The following is a 19,446-nucleotide window of genomic DNA, read 5'->3' on the forward strand; positions in this document are numbered from 1 at the left end:
ACGATGACGGATCGGCCCAGGGGGCCTCGACGTGACCGCGCTCGCGCTGTCGGTGCTGCTGGCACTGGTCTCCTCGGTGTGCTACGCCGCCGGGGCCATCCTCCAGGAGCACGTCGCGGCGACCATGCCGCCGGGCGCCACCGGCGCGCTGCGGCGCGGGACTTGGTGGGCCGCGGTGACCCTGAACGGGGCCGGGGCCGTCCTCCATGTGATCGCGCTGGCCTACGGACCGCTGAGCGTGGTGCAGCCGCTGGGCGCCCTCACCATCGTCTTCGCGCTGCCGATGGCGGCGGTGTTCGTACGGCGCCCGGTCGGCGCGGCCGGCTGGCGGGGCGCGGTGCTGGCCACCGCGGGGCTGGCGGGACTGCTGTCGCTGACCGGTTCGTCGCGCTCCCAGGCGCTGTCGGACGGGGAGCGGGTCACGCTGGCCGTGGTCACGCTCTCCGCCATCGCGGCGCTGGCGCTGGCCGCGCGGTGGCTGCGGCCGGGCGGGCTGCGCGGGGTGCTGCTGGCCACCGCCGCGGGGACCGCCTTCGGCGTCTCCTCGGTGTTCGTCAAGAACGTCGCGGTGGAGGGCATCTGGGGCTCCTGGGCCGACGCGCTGCCCAGCCTCGTCATGATCGGACTGCTGGCCGGGGGCGGGGTGCTGCTGTCCCAGGCGTCGTACCACGGGGCCGGGCTGGCCTCGCCGCTCGCGACGGCCACGGTGGCCAACCCCGTGGTGGCGACGGCCGTGGGCATCGCCATGCTGGGCGAGCACTTCCGGCACGGCACGCCCGGCACGCTGCTGGCGTTGCTCGCGGCGCTGGTGGCGAGCACGGGGCTGGTGATGCTGATGGTGCACGGCGCGGAGACCGGGGCGGACACCGTGCGGCGGCCGGAGGACGACGGTCCCGACGACCGGCCGCCCGGCCCCGAGGCCCCGGAGGCTCCGCCCCGGCTGACCCGCCGGATCCCCCGGCCCCGGCACCCGGCCCGTAAGCGCACCCCCGACCGCGGCGAGGCGGTGCTCCAGACGCACGGATAACGCGTCAGCGGGTGCGGTTCCGGCCGACGTACACGTTCCGGGCCCGGTAGTACGTGTCGCCGCCCGGGCCGGAGGAGCCCGAGGAGCCCTCCATCTGGAGGTTGATGATGAGCCACAGCGGCTTGCCGACGAAACCGGCGCCGCGGTGGACGGCCTTCCAGGTGCCGTCCAGGTAGTAGTGGATGTCCACGTCGGTGGCGTTCACCTTGGTGATCCAGGCGCGGTAGGTGTGCCAGTTCCCGGGGCCCGAGACCCCGACGATCGTGCTGGACACGTCCGAGGAGCTGCGGAAGGTGTTGAACCAGTTGTTGGAGTTGCCCTTGAACTCCAGGATGTCGCTCTCCGGCGGCCAGCTGTTGACCCCCGTCAGCCAGAAGGCGGGCCAGGTCCCGGCCGCGCTCGGCGCCTGGAACTCGCCCTTGACCTCGTAGTCGGGGAACTGGTCGGTCACCACGATCTGGTTCTTCGCGTGCACCGCGCCCGAGTGGTAACGGATCGGCAGGTGCGGGGACGAGCCGCTGGTGCCCTCGTCCCAGGTGATGCGAGTGGCCTTCAGGGTGAGCACCCCGGAGGCGAGGGTGATGTGGTTGTGGTCGGTGGAGCTGCCGTACATCCGGGCGCTCCCGTTGTGGTCGGAGCCCCAGGGGTAGAGGTAGTTCCATTCCGCCTCGAAGGCGCCGTAGCTCCCGAAGGAGCCGTTGATCACGTCTTCCCAGGTCGCCGCCGGTGCGGCGGCCGCCGGGCGGGACCGCCCGGCCAGGGCCGCCGCCCCGCCGAGGGCGGCTGCTCCGCTGAGGAATCTCCTGCGTCCGTACGACTTGCCCGGTGCTGACACGCCACGCATGGCCGCCTCCCGAAGTCCGAAACTTCGAACACAAGCAAACAGGAGCCACCACAATCCCGCGGCCCCCAGAAGACGTCAACGGTTCGGGACGGAGCCCGGCGGGGAAAGGTCCGGCGCGGGACGGTGTGTTAACCGGACGTTAGCTCTCGGTCCGTGGTCTGTACGCCGCCCCCTGTCCGCACCGACGCTGCGTTGCGCGACGACCGCCTCATCGAGCGGCCGGCCCGCTATCGCACGTATCTGGAGGCCCAGTGAGCGACACCGGCTCAGCACAACACCCTCGTACCCCCTGGCGAGCCGTCCTCGGCGGCTCGATCGGCAATCTCGTCGAATGGTTCGACTGGTTCGTCTACGCCAGCTTCGCCACCTACTTCGCCGGTGCCTTCTTCCCCAAGGGCAATGACACCGCGCAACTCCTCAACACGGCGGGCATCTTCGCCGTGGGGTTCTTCATGCGCCCCATCGGCGGCTGGCTGCTGGGCCGGTACGCCGACCGGCGCGGACGCAAGGCAGCGCTCACCCTCACCGTGACGCTGATGTCGGCCAGCGCGCTGCTCATCGCCATCGCGCCGACGTATGACCAAGTGGGCTACTTCGGCGCGTTCATCCTGCTGGTGGCCCGGCTGCTCCAGGGCCTTTCGGTCGGCGGCGAGTACGCGGCCAGCGCCACCTATCTCACCGAGGCGTCCCAGCCCGGCCGCCGCGGCTTCGTCTCCAGCTTCCAGTACGTCTCCATGACCATGGGCCAGCTCATCGGCCTCGGACTGCTGATCGTGCTCCAGCGCAGCATGTCCGACGACGCGCTGCACTCCTACGGCTGGCGCTTCCCGTTCATCGTGGGTGCCGTGGCCGCCGCGGTGGTCTTCTGGCTGCGGCGCAATCTGCTGGAGACCGAGGCGTACACCGAGGAGGAGGGCGCCCACGAGGGGGCGGCCGAACGCGGGACCCTTCGCCAGCTGCTGCGCCACCGCAAGGAGGCGGCGCTGGTCATCGCGCTGACCATGGGCGGCACGGTCGCGTACTACACGTACACCACCTACCTCACCAAATACCTGTCGAACACCGCCGGGCTGAGCAAGTCCGACGCGTCGCTGGTGAGCTTCTGCGCGCTGTTCCTCTTCATGCTGATCCAGCCGGCGGCCGGAGCGCTGTCCGACCGGATCGGCCGCCGACCGCTGCTGATCACCTTCGGCTTCGGCTCGATGCTCGGCACCGTGCCCATCATGACCGCGCTCGCGAACACCGACACCTTCCTCGGCGCGCTGGTGCTCTCGCTCGCGGCGCTGGTCATCATCACCGGCTACACCTCCATCAACGCGGTGGTGAAGGCCGAGCTGTTCCCCACCCATGTCCGGGCGCTCGGGGTGGCCCTGCCGTACGCGCTGGCCAACGCGCTGTTCGGCGGCACGGCGGAGTATGTGGCGCTGTGGTTCAAGAAGGCCGGTGCGGAGTCCGGTTTCTACTGGTACGTCTCCGGCTGTGCCGCCGTCTCGCTCATCGTCTACCTCACCATGCGCGAGACCCGGGACACCGCCCTCACCCGGGAAGCGGCCGCCGGGGAATCGGCCCGCGAGGGCCTGCGGAAGACCGCTGTCTGAGCCCTCGGGCGGCCGCTTACCCTGAAGCATGCACGTTCTCCTGGTCGAAGACGACGACCGGCTGGCGGCCGCGCTGACCTCGGCGCTCGACCGGCTGGGGCACCAGGTCGTCCGCGCCGGGCGCGCGGACGACGCGCTCCGGCTCAAGGACGGCGCCGACTTCGTCCTGCTCGACCTGGGGCTGCCCGACATGGACGGGCTGGAGGCGCTGCGCAGGCTGCGCCGCGCCTCCGCCGTCCCGGTCATCGTGGTCACCGCCCGGGCCGCCGAGCGGGACGTGCTCCGGTCCCTGCGCGGCGGCGCCGACGACTACCTGGTCAAGCCGTTCCGCACGGCCGAGCTGATCGCGCGCATGGAGGCCGTCGTACGGCGCGGCACCCGGCCGCTCACGGCCGCGGGCCCGGTGGTCGAGGTCGGCGGCGTACGCATCGACCTGGCCACCCGGCAGCTGGAGGTGGACGGCCACCCCGTCGCCCTCACCCGCCGGGAGTTCGACGTGCTGGCGCTGCTCGCCCGCGAACCCGGTGTCGTCCGCAGCCGGGAGGAGATCCTGGACGCGATCTGGGGCGACCTGCTGCTGTCAGCGTCCCGCTCCCTCGACGTCCACATCGCCGGAATCCGTTCCAAGACCGGCCGTCCGGAGCTGGTGGAAACGCTGCGCGGCACCGGATACCGGCTGGGAACCGGCGGATGCACCTGAGGATCCTGACGGTCTACACCGTGCTCATCGCATGCCTGGTGGCCGCGCTCGCGGTGCCCTTCGCCCGCGCGTACTCCTCGCACCGCACCGGGCAGCTGCTGCTGGAGCGCCGCGCCGACGCGACCCGCCTCGCCGAACTCGCCGATCAGGCGATCCGTGACGGGTACACCACCGGGCTCGTCCAGGAGGTCTCCCGCTACCACCGGCTGTACGGCACCGCGGTGGAGATCCGGGGCCGGGACGGCGAGCGGGTGGCGGGCGGCGGGGCCTGGGAGCGCGAGCCCGCCGAGCGGGCGCTGTCCGGCCGTACCACCGGAAGCCTGCCCCTGGTCACCCCGTTCGGCCCGGGGGCGGTGGTGATCGCCGAGCCGGTCGGCCGGGACGCCCAGGTCTCCGGCGTGGTGCTCATGCGGGTGGCCACGGCCACCGCCCGGCGCGAGGTGGCGTTCGTCTGGGCGGCGGTCGCGGGCGGCTCGCTGATCGCGGTGGCCTGCGCCCTGATCGCCGCGCGCCGCCTCGCGCGGTGGATCCTGCGGCCGGTGACCGAACTGGACCTCACCACCCGGGCGATCGCCGAGGGCCGGATGGACGCCCGGGTGCGCGACGGCGGCCACGGCCCCGCCGAGCTGCGGCTGCTGGAGCAGCGGTTCAACGCCATGGCCGACGCGGTCTCCACCGCCCTGGAGCGGCAGCGCGCCTTCGTCGCGGACGCCTCGCACGAACTGCGCACCCCGCTGACCGTCCTGTCCCTGCGGCTGGAGAACCTGGAGCCGCACCTGCGGGACAGCGGGACCGTCGACTACGCCGAAGCGCTCGCGGAGGTCGACCGGCTGGCCGAGCTGCTGGAAGACCTGCTGGAGCTGGCCCGGGTGGAGGCCGGGGCGGCCGACCCCGAGCCGATCCCGCCCGCGGCACTCGCCGCGCGGCTCGGCACCTGGCGCGAGGTGCACGCGGCGCGGGGGCTGACCCTGGTGGTGGACGTCGACCGGGCGGGCCCGGACGCCCCGCCGCTGCCCGCCCCGGCCGCCCGGATCGCGGACATCGCGCTGGACAACTCGGCCAAGTTCGTGCCGTCCGGCGGCACGGTCACCGTCTCGCTCGACGCCGCCGGAGCGCTGCGGATCGCCGACGACGGCCCCGGGCTCGCCCCCGAACAGCTGGCCGCGGCCCCCGGCCGCTTCTGGCGCGCCCCGGACCACGGGAACGTCCCCGGCAGCGGCCTGGGCCTGGCCATCGCCGCCGAGCTGGCCCGCTCCTGCGGCGCCGAGCTGACGCTGCGCTCCGCCGAGCCGCGCGGGCTGGTGGTGGAGCTGCGCCTGCCGGTGGGCTGACGGTGCCTCCCGCGGCAGCGGCATGCGAGCGTGGTGAACCCGCGACGGGCCGGGCCGTCAGCCGTAGGCGGCGCGGTAGTAGGCGGCCGCGCCCGGGTGGAGGGGGACGGTGCCGGTGCCGATGGCGTACCGCTCGTCCAGGCGGCTGCCCGGCGCGTCCGGCACCGCCAGCCTGTCGCGGCGCTCGAAGAGCACATCGGTGAGCGCGCGGGCCGTACCGTCGGCGAGCCCGGAGCGGCAGACGAGATAGCTGGGCGTGCCCACGGTGAGGGTCGGCCCCCGCATCCCGTACGCACCGGCCGGGACGGAGACCTCCTCGTAGACCGGGCCGTGGTCGCGCCGCAGCGCGCGGGCGAGCCCGCCGAGGGGGATCAGGCGGAGCGGGCAGCGGCGGGCGAGCTGGGAGATGGCCCAGGTGGGGGCGCCGCCGGACCAGAAGAAGGCGTCCACCTCCCCGTCGGTGAGCGCGTCGGCGGAGGCGCCGAGCCCGAGGCGTACGGCGCGGACGTCGCGTACCCCGGCGGCGCTGAGCACCCGTCCGGCGGTGGTCGAGGTGCCGGACTCGGCGGCGCCGAGGGAGACCGTGCGCCCGGCCAGCTGGGCGGGGTGCTCGATCGTGGAGTCGGCGGGTACGACCAGGTGCAGATAGTTGAGGTACAGCCGGGCGAGGGCGGCGACCGGCATCTTCCGCCGGAAGAGGCCGCTCCCCGCGGCGGCGTCCGCCGCGCTGTCGGCGAGGGTGAGCGCGAGGTCGGCCCGGCCGTCGCCGAGCATGCGCAGGTTCTCCACGCTCGCCGCGGTGGTGAGCACCCGCACGGTGAGCCCGTGGTGGGCGCGGTGCGCCTCGGTGGCGAGTCTGCTGCCGAAGGTGGCGTAGGGCCCGCCCCGCGGGCCGGTGGCCAGCCGCACCCGGGCGGAGGGCCCGGGGTCCGAACAACCGGCGAGCCCGCCCGCGGCGAGCGCCAGCAGCAGGCGGCGTGGGACGGTGTGCACCCGGCGATGCTAACCGCCGGAGTACGTACTGGTCAGCGGGCCAGCGCGCTGAGCTGGGCCCACACCACGCGGCCGCCGGCCGCCCCCGGCCGGTCGCCCCAGGCCTCGGTCAGGGCGCGGACGAGGGCGAGACCGCGGCCGCTCTCGTCCTCCACGCCCGCTTCCCGGGGCATGGGGCCGAGCGGGCCGCCGCCCTGGTCGGCGACCTCGACGTACAGCGAGCGCCGCTCCTGGGCGCGGAGCACGCAGAGGATCTGGTCGCTCGCGGTGTGCACGAGCGCGTTGGTGAACAGCTCGGACATCACCAGCTCGGCCGCGCCGCACACGTCCTCGTCGAAGCCCCAGTGGGGCACCCGGTTCCGGACGAGCCGTCGCGCCGCGGCGACCGAGGCACCCCGGGCGGGCAGTTGCAGACTCTCCTGGCGGAGAGCCATGTCAACGCCGGCGGAGCTCATGTGAGGGGCCATCGTCGAGCGTTGACGCAGTGCCACGGCCATGTGCCTTCCGTCCGTCTACCTGTGGGGGCGTGAATGCCGCCCGTCCGCGACTGCCGCAAGTGCGCGACAGGACAGCCACGTTGGGACCGGTCACGACGCCACTATCGTTCCTGCGAGCATCAGTTGGCAAGGCGCGTTCTGCAAAATGCAGAATGGCCAACGCAGTCTGTGCCGTCCACACCGAGCATGGCACACTGAGACGCACAACACCGTCGGAGGAGGTATGACGTGGGTGAAGCGCGGTCTGCCCCGACCGTCGGGCAGATGGTCCTCGGCATGCGGCTGCGGCACCTCCGCGAGCGGGCCGGAGTCAGCTATGACGCGGCCGCCAAGGCGCTGCATGTCAACCAGACCACCGTGCGCCGGATGGAGAAGGCCGAAGTCGGCCTGAAGCTCCCGTACGTCGAGAAGCTCCTGCGGACCTACGGCGTCGAACAGGACGAGGTGGAGTCCTTCCTCGGACTCGTCGAGGAGGCCAACAGGCCCGGCTGGTGGCACCGGTTCCGCGATGTGCTGCCCGACTGGTTCAGCCTCTACGTGAGCCTGGAGGGCGCCGCCAGCCGGATCCGCGCGTACGAACCGCACTTCGTCCCCGGTCTGCTCCAGACGGAGGACTACGCCCGCGCGCTGCTGCGCATCGGCTTCCCGCAGGGCACCGAGGAGGAACTCGACCGGCGGGTCGCGCTGCGGATGGAGCGTCAGGAGCTGCTCTCCAGACCCGACGGGCCGCATCTGTGGGCCGTCATGGACGAGACGGTACTCCGTCTGCACATCGGCGGGCCGAAGATCATGCGCGCCCAGATCGATCGCCTCATCGAGGCCGTCCGGATGCCGAATGTGACCCTCCAGGTGGTGCCGTTCGCCGCCGGGCCGCATCCGGGTATGGGCGGCCCCTTCCAACTGTTCCGGTTCCAGATCCCGGAGCTGCCGGACATCGTCTACGCCGAGGGCCTGACCGGCGCCGGCTATCTCGACCAGCGCACCGAGGTGGCCGCCCACCTGGAGGCACTGGACCGGATGGGCACCCAGGCCACATCGGCGCGGCGCACGGAGGGCTTTCTCCGAGAGATTCGCAAGGAGCTGTGACTGTGGATCAGGTAGAAGACGTCTACAACGGCATGCCGGCCACCCGTCTGGCGACGGAGGGCTGGCGCAAGCCCTGGAGCGGCCCCAACGGCGGTGCGTGCGTGGAGGCCCTGAGGCTGCACGACGGGCGGATCGCCCTGCGGCAGTCGACGGACCCCGACGGCCCCGCGCTGATCTACACCCACCATGAGATGGAGAAGTTCATCCAGGGCGCCAAGGCCGGTGCCGCGGACTTCCTCCTCACCCGACCCGACCCCAACAACCTGGCCACCTCGGCGGCTAACGCACCGGAACGGAGGGCGGCGTGACCGACTACGGACTCGCCCCGGACCAGCAGATCGACACCAGCAAGCCGCACTCGGCTCGGATGTACGACTTCTACCTCAACGGCAAGGACCACTACGAGGTCGACGCGGAGGCCGCCGGCAAGGTGCTGTCGGTCTACCCGACCGTCAAGCTCAACGCCACCGTCAACCGCGGCTTCATCCACCGGGCGACGCGCTGGCTGGCGGCCGAGGCGGGCATCCGGCAGTTCCTGGACATCGGCACCGGCATCCCCACCGAGCCGAACCTGCACCAGGTCGCCCAGAGCGTGGCGCCGGAGGCCCGGGTCGTCTACACCGACTACGACCCCATCGTGCTCGCGTACGCCCAGGCCCTGCTGCGCGGCACCCCCGAGGGCCGCACCGCGTACGTCCAGGCCGATGTGCGCGAACCGCAGCGGATCATCACGGCGACCGAGCTGCGGGAGACGTTCGACCTGAGCAAGCCGGTCGCGTTGTCGGTGAACGCGCTCTTCCACTTCATTCCGGAGGAGGAGAAGCCGTACGAGATCGTGGCGGAGCTGATGGGCGCGCTCGCCCCGGGCAGCTATCTGATGCTGACGCACTCCACGGCCGACTTCCACGCGGAGACGTGGCAGAAGGTGATCGCCGTCTACAAGGAGAGCGGCATATCCTTCACGACCCGCAACCGGAGCGAGGTCGCGGCGTTCTTCGACGGTCTGGAGCTGGTCGACCCGGGCGTCTCGGAGCCGCACGCCTGGAAGCCGGACCCCGGCGACCGCCCGGACGAGATCCGCAGCGCGGACATCAACATGTGGGCCGGGGTGGCCCGCAAGCCGTAGTGGCGGGTGGTGCCGTTACGGCTCCTCGGGGCGCCGTTACGGCTCCTCGGGGCGCCGTTACGGCTCCTCGGGGCCGTCCACGGTGAAGCCCAGGACCGCGCCGCCGCCGGGGCGGGAGCGGGCGAAGACCGTGCCGCCGTGCGCGAGGGCCACCTCGCGCACGATGGCCAGGCCCAGCCCGGAGCCGGGCAGGCTGCGGGCGCCGGGGGCGCGGTAGAAGCGGTCGAAGAGCCGCTCGCGGTCCTCCTCCGCGATCCCGGGCCCGCGGTCGCGTACTTCGACGCGGTGCCCGGTCACCACGACCTCGACGGGCCCGGTGCCGTCCCGGTCGAACTTGGCGGCGTTCTCCACCAGGTTGGAGACCGCGCGCAGCAGGGCCGCCGGGTGGCCCTCGACGAGGGTGTCGCCCTCGGCCCGTACCGTGATGTCGCGGCCGGTGCGCCGACGGGCGAGGGTCGCGGCCTTGGTGGCGACCTCGTCCAGGGACACCTCCGTGCGCGGTTCGTCGTCCCGCTGACCGGCCGCCAGGTCCACCAGCTCGTTGACGAGGTCGGTCAGTTCCCGGGTCTCCCCCGCCAGATCGGCCAGCAGCTCGTCGCGCGCGGCGGGCGGCAGCTGCTCGAAACGGCTCAGCAGCGAGATGTTGGTGCGCAGCGAGGTGAGCGGGGTGCGCAGTTCGTGCCCGGCGTCCTGGACGAGGCGCCGCTGGTCGTCCTTGGAGCGGGCGAGCCGGCCGAGCATGCCGTCGAACGCCCGGCCCAGCCGTCCCACTTCGTCGTCCCCGGCGACCGGGACCGCCACCTCCATCCGGCCGGTGACCGCCACGCTCTCGGCGACCCGGGTGAGCCGTACCAGCCGCCGGGTGATGCGTCCGGCGAGCCACCACCCGGCCAGCCCGGCGGCCACGATGATCGCGACGACGAAGAGCGCGGTGCGCTTCTGGAGTTCGCGCAGCAGATCCTCGGTGTCACTGATCTGCTGGGCCACCTGCACGGCGCCGCGGTGGTCGCCGAGCGCGACGGTGGCCATCCGGTAGTCGTCCTCGCCGATGGAGATGTTGCGCTGCCGGGTGGTGCCCGCGGTGGCTGCCGCGGCGGTCTCCCGGTCCTCGTCGCCGACCGGCAGCGCGGGCTTGCCCTTGTCGTAGACGTCGCCCCGGCCGCCCAGCACCTGGACGTCCATGCGGCTGATCCGGCGCAGGTCGTCGCGCAGCCCGTACGGCACCGGGACCTCGGAGGGGTACTGCCGCAGGATCACCTTCTGGCCGCGGACCTGGGTCCGCAGATCGCGGATGACGTCGGTGAACGCGGACTTCTGGTCGACCCGCACCAGCCCGGCCGCGGCGTCGTAGCTGAGGAAGCCCACCAGGAGGGTCACCACGGAGGCCACCGCCGCGAAGGACAGCGCGAAGGTGGTGTGCAGGCTGGGCCGTGGATGACGGCGGAGGGGGAAGCGCACCGTTCACTCCTCCCGCAGGGTGTAGCCGACGCCGCGCACCGTGTGGATGAGCGGGGTGAGCCCGACCTGGTCGACCTTGCGGCGCAAATAGCCGATGTATACAGCCAGGTTCTTCGATCCGGGGCCGAAGTCATAGCCCCAGATGCGAGAGTAGATCGTGCCATGATCAAGAACGATGCCCGCGTTACGGGCCAGCAGCTCCAGCAGGTCGAATTCGGTGCGGGTCAGCTCCAGTTCCGTACCGCCCCGCCACACCCGGCGCGCCGAGGGGTCGAGCCGCAGGTCGGCGACCTCCAGCGTGGCGTCGAAGACGGTGCCCTCCCCCGCGGGCTCCGGTATGGGGGCGGCGCGGCGCAGCAGCGCGCGCAGCCGGGCGAAGACCTCCTCGACGTCGAACGGCTTGGCCACGTAGTCGTCGGCGCCCGCGTCCAGTCCCTCGATCCGGTCGGCGGTCTCCACCCGCGCGGTGAGCATGAGGATGGGGGTGCGGTCGCCCTCGGCGCGCAGCACCCGGCACACCTGGATTCCGTCCACTCCCGGCATCATCACGTCCAGCACGATCACGTCCGGGTGCTCACGGTGGATGGCCGCCAGGGCCTCGACGCCGTCGGACACCGCGGTCACCCGGTATCCCTCCAGCGTCAGGGCGCGCTCCAGCGCATGGCGGATGGCACGGTCGTCCTCGGCGAGCAGCACGGTGTTGGTCACACGACGAGTCTGCCAAGGCCCGTCGGGTGCGGTCCCCCGCATCCCCCCGGAGCTGCGGTTCTTACCCGGCTCTCACCGTATCCACGCGACCGGCTTACCGAGCCGGGACAGGGTACCCAGTACGTTCCGGGGGGATCGCGCCCCGGTGTTGCCACCGGCCGGAGAGACACCGAATGAAGATCGTATTCCTGCTGCACAACGCTTATGGGATCGGCGGAACGATACGCACCACGCTGAACCTCGCCGCGGCGCTCGCCGAGCGCCACGACGTGGAGATCGTCTCGATGATGCGCCACCGAGGGAAGCCGCGCTTCACGATCGACCCGCGGGTACGGCTGGTGCCGCTGGTCGACACCCGGCCCGGCGGCCACGACGCGCGGGATCCGCTGTTCGCGGAGCGCACCCGGGACTTTCCCGTCCACGAGAAGCGGAACCACCAGTACAACCGGCTGATGGACGTGCGGATCGCCCGGTATCTGGAGGGCTCCGACGCCGACGTGATCATCGGCACCCGGCCGGGCGTCAATGTGTACCTCGCCCGCTTCGGCCCGCGCAAGGCCCTGCGCATCGCGCAGGAGCATCTGCGGTACGAGGCGCACAGCAAGAAGCTGCGCGCCGAGCTGGCGCCGTACTACCGCATGCTGGACGCCGTCGTCACCACGACGGAGGCGGACGCGGCGGTGTACCGGGCGAAGATGCCGCTGCCGGGGGCGTGGACCCTCGCGATACCGAACAGCGTCCCCGAGCCCGCGGCCGCGCCCTCCGAGGGCACCGCGCCGGTGATCGCGGCGGCCGGGCGGCTGGTCCGCGGCAAGCGCTTCGATCTGCTGATAGACGCCTTCGCGGAGGTCTCGCCCAAGCATCCGGAGTGGCGGCTGCGGATCTACGGCGGTGGTTCCCAGAAGGATCGGCTCCAGGAGCGCATCGAGGAGCTCGGACTGACCGGGAGCGCCGAGCTGATGGGGCCGTACTCGCCGATCGAGGAGGAGTTCGCGAAGGCGTCGATCGTCGCGGTCGCCTCGGACGCCGAGTCGTTCGGGATGACGATCGTGGAGGCGATGCGCTGCGGGGTGCCGGTGGTGAGCACGGACTGCCCGCTGGGCCCCGCCGAGATCATCGAGGACGGGGTCACCGGACGGCTCGTCCCGGTCGGCGACAAGCAGGCGATGGCGCAGGCGCTGCGGGATCTGATCGACGACGAGCCGGGCCGCCGCGCGATGGCCGCGGCGGCGCTGGAGAGCGCGCGGACGTACGACCCGGAGCCGATCGCCGTGCGCTACGAGCGGCTCTTCGAGGAGCTGGCGTCGAGCCGGTTCGCGCGCTCCTGGGAGCGCACCCGGGTCCGGCTGCGGGCCGGCTACCGCCGTAAGGTCCGCCGCTGGAAGCGCGCCTTCCGCCGTCGTCTGCCCGCGGCGGGCGGGAAGAGCGCCAAGGCGTGACTGCGGGCCGGGCGGTGCCCGCCGCCCGGCCTGCCCGTCGGGATCACCAGGTGGTCGGCGCGTAGTCCTTGAGGAAGCAGCCGAACAGGTCCTCGCCCTGCTCGCCCCGGACGATCGGGTCGTAGACCCGGGCCGCGCCGTCCACCAGGTCGAGCGGGGCGTGGAAGCCGTCGGCCGCGAGCCGCATCTTGTCCGGGTGCGGGCGCTCGTCGGTGATCCACCCGGTGTCGACGCTGGTCATGAGGATGGCGTCGCTTTCGAACATCTCACGGGCGCTGGTGCGGGTGAGCATGTTGAGCGAGGCCTTGGCCATGTTGGTGTGCGGATGGCCCGCGCCCTTGTAGCCGCGGCCGAATTTGCCCTCCATGGCGGAGACGTTGACCACGTACTTCCGCCGGGCAGGCGCGGCGGCCATCGCCGGGCGCAGTCGGCTGACCAGGATGAAGGGCGCCGTCTCGTTGCACAGCTGCACCTCCAGCATCTCGACCGGGTCCACCTCGTGGACCCGCTGGATCCACGTGTTGGTGGGGTCCAGGTCCGGGACGAGCCCGCCCGCGTCGATCGCGGTGCCCGCCTCGATCCGGGCGGGCGAGGCGGAGCCGCGGTTAAGGGCGAGGGCCGTGAGGTCCTGGGGGGTCAGCGCACCGTCCCGCTCCCGGCGCGGCCCGGGCAGCGCGGTCTGGGAGCCGCTGCCGAAGGCGCCGAGGACGACGGCCTCGGGCAGTTCCCCGGCAGGCAGCGGCGCCGACTCGCCCGCTATCAGCTCCGCGTACGCCTGCGGGGTGCGGCGCACGGTCTGCGCGGCGTTGTTGATCAGGATGTCCAGCGGCCCGGCGGCGCTCACCTCGTCGGCCAGCGCGATGACCTGGGCGGGGTCGCGCAGATCGATGCCGACGATCTTCAGCCGGTGCAGCCACTCGGCGCTGTCCGGCATCGCCGTGAAGCGGCGGATCGCGTCGTTGGGGAAGCGGGTGGTGACGGTCGTATGGGCGCCGTCGCGCAGCAGCCGCAGGGCGATGTACATGCCGATCTTGGCACGGCCGCCGGTGAGCAGCGCCCGGCGGCCGGTGAGGTCGGTGCGGGCGTCGCGGCGGGCCCGGTTCTCGGCGGCGCAGCCGCGGCATAGCTGGTGGTAGAACGCGTCGACCTCGACGTACCGGGTCTTGCACACGTAGCAGGAGCGCGGGCGCTCCAGGATGCCCGCGATCTCGGTGGTGACCGAGCTGCTGAGGGCCCGGCCCAGCGTCTCGTCGTCGATGCGGTCGGCGGCGCCGGTGGCGGTGGCCTCGGTCACCGCCTTGTCGTTGGCGGTCTTGGCGGCCCGCCGCTCCGAGCGCCTGCGCTGCTTCACGGTGCGGTAGATGCCTGCGGTGGCCCGGCGCACCGTGATGGCGTCGGGGTGGTCGATGGGCAGCCGGTCCAGCTCCTCGAGGACGCTCAGGCAGGTCGCCAGGCGCTCGGGGTCGATACCGGGCGCCTCGGCCCCCGTGTGCTCAGCCCCCGGCTGCCCGGCTCCCGTCTGCTCGGCCCGGCCGTCGTCAGTCACCGTCATCGCCGCTGCCGCTTTCTGGTTCTGTTCTCCCTGGGTAACGGCCGAACTGTACGGAAGCGGGGACGGTTGCGCCAAACCCGGGCGGTCTCACCCCCTCCCGTACCCGCGGTACGTATAGCCCGGGGGCGGGGGCTCCGCGGCCGGAGCGGGGCCGGTCAGCGAACGGATCAGGCCATGATCGGGCGAGAGGGCACAGGCCGGGTCGGTGCGGGCGGCGTCCCCGGTGAGCGCGTACGCCTGGCAGCGGCAGCCGCCGAAGTCCTCGGCGCGGTGGGAGCAGCTACGACACGGTTCGGCCATCCACTCCTCGCCGCGGTAGCGGTTGAAGGCGGCGGAGTGGTCCCAGATCCACTCCAGCGCGTGGTCGCGGACGTTCGGCGGGTCGAGGCCGGGCAGGGCGGCCGCGGCGGGGCAGGGCAGGACGGTGCCGTCGGGCGCGACGGTGAGCGAGACCGCGCCCCAGCCGCCCATGCAGGGCTTGGCGACGCCCTCGAAGTAGTCCGGGAGGACCCACACCAGCTCGGTGCGGCCGCCGAGCTTCTCGCGCCATCGCGCGACGCCCTCCCGGGCCCGGGCGAGCTGCTCGCGGGTGGGCAGCAGGGCGGCGCGGTTGCGCAGGGCCCAGCCGTAGAACTGGGTGTTGGCGAGTTCGATGCGGTCGGCGCCCCAGGCCACGGCCAGTTCGATCAGGCCGTCCAGGGCGTCGAGGTTGTCACGGTGCAGGACGACGTTGACGCCCAGCGGCAGACCCGCCTCCCGTACCAGGGCGGCGGCCCGCTCCTTGGCGGCGAACGAGCGGTGTCCCGCGATCCGGTCGGAGGCCCCGGGGGAGGCGTGCTGGACGGAGAGCTGGACGCTGTGCAGCCCGGCCCCGGTCAGCGCCGTCAGCCGGGCCTCGTCCAGCCCCACGCCACTGGTGACCAGCTGGGTGTAGAGCCCGGCGGACGCGGCCGCGGCGACGATCGCCTCCAGGTCCCGGCGCAGCAGCGGTTCGCCGCCGGACAGATGGGTGTGGACGACGCCCAGCTCCGCCGCCTGGCGCAGCACCCGCTCCCACTCCTCGCCGGTCAGCTCGCGGGAGCGGCGCACCAGTTGGAGCGGGTTGGAGCAGTAGGGGCAGTGCAGCGGGCAGCCGTGGGTCAGCTCGGCGAGCAGCGCCCACGGGCGGGGGTGGGCGGTCCCCTGGGGGTGCCCTTGGGAGTGCTCTTGGGGGTGGGCGGTCACCGTATCCAGCCCTCCTCGTGCATCCGGCCCAGGAACGCCGGGACGTCGGTGGCCACGGGGGCGCCGGGGAAGCGTTCGGCGAGTTCGGCCACGATGGTGTCGAGGTCGCGGTCGCCGTCGCACAGCCGCAGGACGGTTCCGGCGGTGCCGCGCAGGACCACGACGCGCTCGGGCATCACCAGCAGGTCCACCTCGCGCACCCGGTCGTGGCGCAGGTGCACCGCGGGGGCCAGGGCCGGCCGCCAGGCGGCCGGGGCCGTCATGTCCCCTCCCCCGCCGTGTCCTTGGTGTCGGCGTGGTCCACGGCGTCCAGCAGGGACCACAGCACATCGCATTTGAAGGTCAGCGCCGCGACCGCCCGCTCCTCATCCTCGGGGGTGCAGGCCCAGGTCAGAACGAGGTCGAGGGCTTCGGCGCTGTCCCGGCTGCCCTGGCTCACCCGGTCCCGGAAGTAGCGGAGCCCTTCGCGCTCGATCCACGGGTAGTGGTGTTCGAACGCCTCGATGCGGGTGCGCATGATGCCGGGGGCGGACAGTTCGGTCAGCGAGGCGGCGACGGCCTCCAGCGGGGTGCCCAGACGGCAGAAGTTGACGTAGCCGTCGACCGCGAGCCGCACCCCGGGCAGCACGTCGGCGCCGGTCAGCAGCCGTTCCCGGCCGATGCCCGCGGCCTCGCCGAGCCGCAGCCACCGCTCGATGCCGCCCTCGCCGTCGGCGGCGCCGTCGTGGTCCTGGATGCGGCGCAGCCACATCCGGCGCAGCCGCGGGTTGTCCAGCTTGGCGGTGATGAGCGCGTCCTTGACGGGGATGTGGCGCTGGTAGTGGAAGCGGTTGAGGATCCAGCGGCGCAGTTCGGCGGGGGTGAGTTCGCCCGCGTGCATGCGGAGGTTGAAGGGGTGCCGGTCGTGGTAGCGCTCCTGGGCGACGGCGCGCAGCCGCTCTTCGAGGCTCCGGGTCATAACTCGATCACCATCCCGTCGGCGGCCACCTCGATGCCCCGTCCGGCGAGCACCGCGTGCTGGGGCGCGGCCGGGTCGTTGAGGGGGTTGGTGTTGTTGAGGTGCGTGTACAGGGTGCGGGCGCCGAGTGCGGCGAGCCGCGGTGCCGTGCCGCCGGGTCCTTCGATCGGCAGATGGCCCATGGCGGTGGCGGTGCGGGAGCCGAAGCCGCTGCGCAGGGGCTCCTCGTCGTCCCAGAAGGTGCCGTCGACGATGACGCAGTCGGCGTCCTCGGCGGCCCGCTGGAAGGCGTCGGGCCAGGCGGCGAGGGCGGGGGCGTAGAGGAGGGAGCGGCCGGTGGCGCGGTCCGTCAGGCGCAGGGCGACGACCCAGGCGCCCTCGTCGTGGCCGTCCAACCCGGCGGCGTAGCGGGGGCGTTTGGCGGAGACGGGGACGGCGGCGATGGTGAGGTCCCCGTCCTCGGCGAGGGGCCGGTCGCCGGGCCCGAGGTCGTCCCAGTCCAGTGCGGCGTAGGGGGTCAGGACGTCGCCGAGGCGGAGTCCGGTCAGCAGGGCGTGCCGTACCGGGGCGGTGGCCACGATCCGGATGCGGTCCGCCTCGCGCAGCCGGGCGATGCCGAGGGTGTGGTCGAGTTCGGCGTCGGTGAGGATCACCCCGGCCAGCGGGGTGTGGCGCGGTTCGGGTCCGGGGTGCAGTTCGGGGCAGTCCTCGACCTGGTCGCCGAGGTCGGGGGTGGCGTTGACGAGGTACCAGCGGCCTTCTGCGGCCCGTACGGCGAGCGAGGCGTGGCGGCGGCGCCGCTCCGGGTGGGCGCGTGCCCCGGAGCATCCGGGGCACGCGCAGTTCCACTGGGGTACGCCGCCGCCCGCCGCGGTGCCGAGCACACGCACGCGCATGGCGGCTGCCGTCAGCGGGCGTTGAGTGAGTACGCGGTGACCTCCAGCGCGGTCTCGACGACCACGTAGTCGGGGGTCTGCCAGGCTGTTTCCGGTGCGGGGGTCCGGGTGTGGTCCACCGCCTCGGGAGCCGTCTGCCGCACGGTTTCGTTCATGGCATTGACCTGCCTTCCGGTTTCCGGGTGTCGGGTTGGGCCAGAGGGTGTCTCGGCGGGACGTCAGCCGGTGGTCCTGATCCGCAGCGCCTCGCCGTCGGTGGTGGTGCCGTGCCGGACCACGGGGCCGGTGACGCCGCTGAAGCCCACGTCGTACGGGCTGGCGGTGCCGCGCCGGGCCGTGACCCGGTCGAGAGTGATGCCTACCCCGTCGTCCGCGATGAACGCGGGCCGGTCGTCGTTGGTGTCGGTCGTGACGGCGCTGTTGGTGAAGGTGATGTCCTTGGCATGCCGGATCCACCAGCCGTAGGAGGGGCGTACCCCATAGGTCTTGGGGACGTAGTCGGTGAGGTACTCGCCGGGGACGAGTTCCGCGTCGGAGGCGGGGTGGCCGCCGGGCACGGCCAGCCGCACCCGGTCGAAGGTGATGTCCGTAACGTCCGCGCCGGGCGCTCCGGTGATGGTGCTGGTGTAGTCGACGCCGGTGACCGGGTGGGTCAGCCCGGTGCCGGTGACGTGGCTGAAGCGGATGTCGTGGATCCGGCCGGCGGGCGGGGCGCCCGGGCAGCGCTTACGGTCGCCGATCTTGATGAAGACGGGGGTGGCGCCCTTGGTCATGGTGATGTCCGAGTAGCGGACGTCGCCGATGTCGGCGCCGTCCATGGAGACGATGCCGATGGCCGCCTTGCCCCCGCCGCCGATCCGGAGCCGGTCGAAGCGGATGTCGCGGAAGTCGCCGCAGGTCTCCGAGCCGAACTGGAGGGCGTTGTTCTCGGTGGACAGCACATCGGAGTCATGGACCCGGATGTCATGGCTGGTGTAGGTCCGGCCGAGCGCGTAGTCGCTCTTGAGGACGACGCCGTCGTCCCGGCCCTCGATGCGGGAGTGGCCGATGTCGACGTGGCGGCTGTTGATGAGGTTGACGGCGTCCCGGTCGGTGCTGGTGAGCACCTTGGTGCGGGTCATCCGCACCCCGTCGCAGCCGTTGAGCAGCAGCGCGAAGTGGCCGCCCCGGGTGAAGGTGACGTCCTCGATGTCCAGGTCGGTGCAGCGCTTGAGGGAGAGGATCTTGTCGCCGACGCCCGGTTCCAGGGTGTTGCTGGTGCCCAGCCCCTCGCCGTCGAGGGTGCCGGAGCCGGTGATGGCGAGGTGGTGGATGTTCTCGCCCGTCAGCAGCGCGTTGCGGAAGTGGCTGTGGCCGAAGTCCTGGTAGGCGTCCCAGGGGTTGGGCTCGGCCTCGTCCATGCCCCCGGCGGCGGCGAGCAGCGTCGCACCCTTGGCGAGGTGCAGGGTGATGTCGCTCTTGAGGTGGAGGGTGCGGGACTTGTAGGTGCCGGGCGGGAACAGCACGGTGCCCCGGCCGGGAGCGGCGGCTGCCGCGTCGATCGCCCGGTCGATGGCGTCGTCGTCCAGGGTCGTGCCGTCGCCCGTGGCCCCGTAGTCGCGCACGTCGTACGTCCTGGCGGTTCCCCCGGCCGCGCCTGCGTCCGGGGGAACCGCGGCGAGCACACACGCCGCGGCCGCCGTGGCGGCGGCGAAGCGCAGGCGTGTCCATCGCGTCATGAGGCGCCCTTCGGGTCTCGGGGTGCGGTCAGGTGCCGTTCTGTCGCACAGTCACTTCTGTTGCAGCGTCACTGCCTGTCGGTGTCCGGTCAAGAAGCGCGCAGCTAAAATCCTCCGATCTCTCGCGATGCGCATGGGGTACACAGCTCAAGGAAACAAGCGGAATGTGCAGGTAGCTGTGGGGGCGAGGCGTGAGGAACCCGAGGTGACCACCCTTCCTGGTCCACACCATTCCTTGACTCGTTACGCCATACCTCCTACCTTCACAGCTCCCCCCATGTGAACAAGGAT

The 19,446-nt window shown here is 72.5% G+C and carries 20 protein-coding genes; 8 read left to right on the forward strand and 12 right to left on the reverse strand.

Annotated elements, in window-relative coordinates; translation table 11 throughout:
* The first annotated feature begins 31 nt into the window (after positions 1-31).
* Complete coding sequence (locus tag HYQ63_RS03505; RefSeq protein ID WP_257231579.1) at positions 32-1,027, forward strand: DMT family transporter; 996 nt, start codon at positions 32-34, stop codon at positions 1,025-1,027.
* Between the two features lie 4 nt (positions 1,028-1,031).
* Here the strand turns inward: HYQ63_RS03505 and HYQ63_RS03510 are convergent, their stop codons facing one another.
* The gene (locus HYQ63_RS03510; RefSeq protein WP_179932457.1) at positions 1,032-1,871 is read right to left on the reverse strand and encodes a family 16 glycosylhydrolase; all 840 of its coding nucleotides are present in this window, start codon (positions 1,869-1,871) and stop codon (positions 1,032-1,034) included.
* 251 nt (positions 1,872-2,122) lie between these two features.
* On the opposite strand from HYQ63_RS03510, the gene HYQ63_RS03515 reads away from it, so the two are divergent.
* Genes HYQ63_RS03515 through HYQ63_RS03525 form a run of 3 tightly spaced genes read left to right on the forward strand, consistent with a single transcriptional unit; the run spans position 2,123 to position 5,500 of the window.
* Positions 2,123-3,469 (forward strand): MFS transporter, encoded by a 1,347-nt coding sequence (locus HYQ63_RS03515; RefSeq protein WP_179932458.1) that lies wholly within the window; start codon positions 2,123-2,125, stop codon positions 3,467-3,469.
* Positions 3,470-3,497: 28 nt separating this feature from the next.
* Positions 3,498-4,169, forward strand: a complete 672-nt coding sequence (locus tag HYQ63_RS03520) for a response regulator transcription factor (protein WP_179932459.1) — start codon at positions 3,498-3,500, stop codon at positions 4,167-4,169.
* Positions 4,160-5,500, forward strand: coding sequence for a HAMP domain-containing sensor histidine kinase (locus tag HYQ63_RS03525; RefSeq protein ID WP_179932460.1), 1,341 nt, complete (start codon positions 4,160-4,162; stop codon positions 5,498-5,500). The genes HYQ63_RS03520 and HYQ63_RS03525 overlap by 10 nt, the downstream gene beginning before the upstream one ends.
* A gap of 57 nt (positions 5,501-5,557) precedes the next feature.
* On the opposite strand, the gene HYQ63_RS03530 is transcribed toward HYQ63_RS03525, so the two are convergent.
* Both HYQ63_RS03530 and HYQ63_RS03535 read right to left on the reverse strand, forming a co-directional pair.
* Positions 5,558-6,493 (reverse strand): TAXI family TRAP transporter solute-binding subunit, encoded by a 936-nt coding sequence (locus HYQ63_RS03530; protein ID WP_179932461.1) that lies wholly within the window; start codon positions 6,491-6,493, stop codon positions 5,558-5,560.
* 32 nt (positions 6,494-6,525) lie between these two features.
* The gene (locus HYQ63_RS03535; RefSeq protein WP_257231581.1) at positions 6,526-6,927 is read right to left on the reverse strand and encodes an ATP-binding protein; all 402 of its coding nucleotides are present in this window, start codon (positions 6,925-6,927) and stop codon (positions 6,526-6,528) included.
* Positions 6,928-7,218: 291 nt separating this feature from the next.
* Here HYQ63_RS03535 and HYQ63_RS03540 point away from each other — a divergent pair, with 291 nt between their 5' ends.
* Genes HYQ63_RS03540 through HYQ63_RS03550 form a run of 3 tightly spaced genes read left to right on the forward strand, consistent with a single transcriptional unit; the run spans position 7,219 to position 9,202 of the window.
* Entirely contained in the window at positions 7,219-8,076 is an 858-nt protein-coding gene (locus HYQ63_RS03540; RefSeq protein ID WP_179932463.1) for a helix-turn-helix transcriptional regulator, read from the forward strand.
* 2 nt (positions 8,077-8,078) lie between these two features.
* Positions 8,079-8,384: a DUF397 domain-containing protein gene (locus tag HYQ63_RS03545; protein ID WP_179932464.1), complete on the forward strand. Its 306-nt coding sequence runs from the start codon at positions 8,079-8,081 to the stop codon at positions 8,382-8,384.
* Positions 8,381-9,202, forward strand: coding sequence for an SAM-dependent methyltransferase (locus tag HYQ63_RS03550; protein ID WP_179932465.1), 822 nt, complete (start codon positions 8,381-8,383; stop codon positions 9,200-9,202). The genes HYQ63_RS03545 and HYQ63_RS03550 overlap by 4 nt, the downstream gene beginning before the upstream one ends.
* A gap of 57 nt (positions 9,203-9,259) precedes the next feature.
* Here HYQ63_RS03550 and HYQ63_RS03555 read toward each other — a convergent pair whose 3' ends face one another.
* Together HYQ63_RS03555 and HYQ63_RS03560 are read right to left on the reverse strand one after the other, a co-directional pair.
* Positions 9,260-10,660, reverse strand: a complete 1,401-nt coding sequence (locus HYQ63_RS03555; RefSeq protein ID WP_179932466.1) for a HAMP domain-containing sensor histidine kinase — start codon at positions 10,658-10,660, stop codon at positions 9,260-9,262.
* A 3-nt stretch (positions 10,661-10,663) separates the two neighbouring features.
* The gene (locus tag HYQ63_RS03560) at positions 10,664-11,368 is read right to left on the reverse strand and encodes a response regulator transcription factor (RefSeq protein WP_179932467.1); all 705 of its coding nucleotides are present in this window, start codon (positions 11,366-11,368) and stop codon (positions 10,664-10,666) included.
* A gap of 173 nt (positions 11,369-11,541) precedes the next feature.
* On the opposite strand from HYQ63_RS03560, the gene HYQ63_RS03565 reads away from it, so the two are divergent.
* Complete coding sequence (locus HYQ63_RS03565; RefSeq protein WP_179932468.1) at positions 11,542-12,807, forward strand: glycosyltransferase family 4 protein; 1,266 nt, start codon at positions 11,542-11,544, stop codon at positions 12,805-12,807.
* Positions 12,808-12,850: 43 nt separating this feature from the next.
* Here HYQ63_RS03565 and HYQ63_RS03570 read toward each other — a convergent pair whose 3' ends face one another.
* From HYQ63_RS03570 to HYQ63_RS03600, 7 genes are all read right to left on the reverse strand, one after another.
* Positions 12,851-14,359, reverse strand: coding sequence for an SDR family NAD(P)-dependent oxidoreductase (locus tag HYQ63_RS03570; protein ID WP_179932469.1), 1,509 nt, complete (start codon positions 14,357-14,359; stop codon positions 12,851-12,853).
* Positions 14,360-14,446: 87 nt separating this feature from the next.
* Positions 14,447-15,583: a pyrroloquinoline quinone biosynthesis protein PqqE gene (pqqE, locus tag HYQ63_RS03575; RefSeq protein WP_179932470.1), complete on the reverse strand. Its 1,137-nt coding sequence runs from the start codon at positions 15,581-15,583 to the stop codon at positions 14,447-14,449.
* On the reverse strand, positions 15,580-15,846 hold the full coding sequence (gene pqqD / locus HYQ63_RS03580) for a pyrroloquinoline quinone biosynthesis peptide chaperone PqqD (protein ID WP_179932471.1): 267 nt from the start codon (positions 15,844-15,846) through the stop codon (positions 15,580-15,582). Before pqqD ends, pqqE begins: the two co-directional genes overlap by 4 nt.
* On the reverse strand, positions 15,843-16,541 hold the full coding sequence (pqqC, locus tag HYQ63_RS03585) for a pyrroloquinoline-quinone synthase PqqC (protein ID WP_179932472.1): 699 nt from the start codon (positions 16,539-16,541) through the stop codon (positions 15,843-15,845). The genes pqqD and pqqC overlap by 4 nt, the downstream gene beginning before the upstream one ends.
* Entirely contained in the window at positions 16,538-17,437 is a 900-nt protein-coding gene (pqqB, locus tag HYQ63_RS03590) for a pyrroloquinoline quinone biosynthesis protein PqqB (RefSeq protein WP_179932473.1), read from the reverse strand. Before pqqB ends, pqqC begins: the two co-directional genes overlap by 4 nt.
* An 11-nt stretch (positions 17,438-17,448) precedes the next feature.
* Positions 17,449-17,592: a pyrroloquinoline quinone precursor peptide PqqA gene (gene pqqA, locus HYQ63_RS03595; RefSeq protein WP_009712687.1), complete on the reverse strand. Its 144-nt coding sequence runs from the start codon at positions 17,590-17,592 to the stop codon at positions 17,449-17,451.
* Positions 17,593-17,655: 63 nt separating this feature from the next.
* Positions 17,656-19,155 carry a glycoside hydrolase family 28 protein gene (locus tag HYQ63_RS03600; protein WP_179932474.1) on the reverse strand — a complete coding sequence of 500 codons (1,500 nt, stop codon included), beginning with the start codon at positions 19,153-19,155 and terminating at the stop codon, positions 17,656-17,658.
* Between the last annotated feature and the right edge of the window lie 291 nt (positions 19,156-19,446).

The sequence above is a fragment of the Streptomyces sp. Rer75 genome, assembly GCF_013414305.1.
GTDB lineage: Bacteria > Actinomycetota > Actinomycetes > Streptomycetales > Streptomycetaceae > Streptomyces > Streptomyces himastatinicus.

Coding starts and splice junctions, on each gene's coding strand:
- HYQ63_RS03535 (WP_257231581.1), bottom strand. CDS start 6,927: ATGGCTCTCCGCCAGGAGAGTCTGCAACTGCCCGCCCGGGGTGCCTCG.
- HYQ63_RS03525 (WP_179932460.1), top strand. CDS start 4,160: ATGCACCTGAGGATCCTGACGGTCTACACCGTGCTCATCGCATGCCTG.
- pqqA (WP_009712687.1), bottom strand. CDS start 17,592: ATGAACGAAACCGTGCGGCAGACGGCTCCCGAGGCGGTGGACCACACC.
- HYQ63_RS03600 (WP_179932474.1), bottom strand. CDS start 19,155: ATGACGCGATGGACACGCCTGCGCTTCGCCGCCGCCACGGCGGCCGCG.
- pqqC (WP_179932472.1), bottom strand. CDS start 16,541: ATGACCCGGAGCCTCGAAGAGCGGCTGCGCGCCGTCGCCCAGGAGCGC.
- HYQ63_RS03520 (WP_179932459.1), top strand. CDS start 3,498: ATGCACGTTCTCCTGGTCGAAGACGACGACCGGCTGGCGGCCGCGCTG.
- pqqB (WP_179932473.1), bottom strand. CDS start 17,437: ATGCGCGTGCGTGTGCTCGGCACCGCGGCGGGCGGCGGCGTACCCCAG.
- HYQ63_RS03510 (WP_179932457.1), bottom strand. CDS start 1,871: ATGCGTGGCGTGTCAGCACCGGGCAAGTCGTACGGACGCAGGAGATTC.
- HYQ63_RS03570 (WP_179932469.1), bottom strand. CDS start 14,359: ATGACGGTGACTGACGACGGCCGGGCCGAGCAGACGGGAGCCGGGCAG.
- pqqD (WP_179932471.1), bottom strand. CDS start 15,846: ATGACGGCCCCGGCCGCCTGGCGGCCGGCCCTGGCCCCCGCGGTGCAC.
- HYQ63_RS03565 (WP_179932468.1), top strand. CDS start 11,542: ATGAAGATCGTATTCCTGCTGCACAACGCTTATGGGATCGGCGGAACG.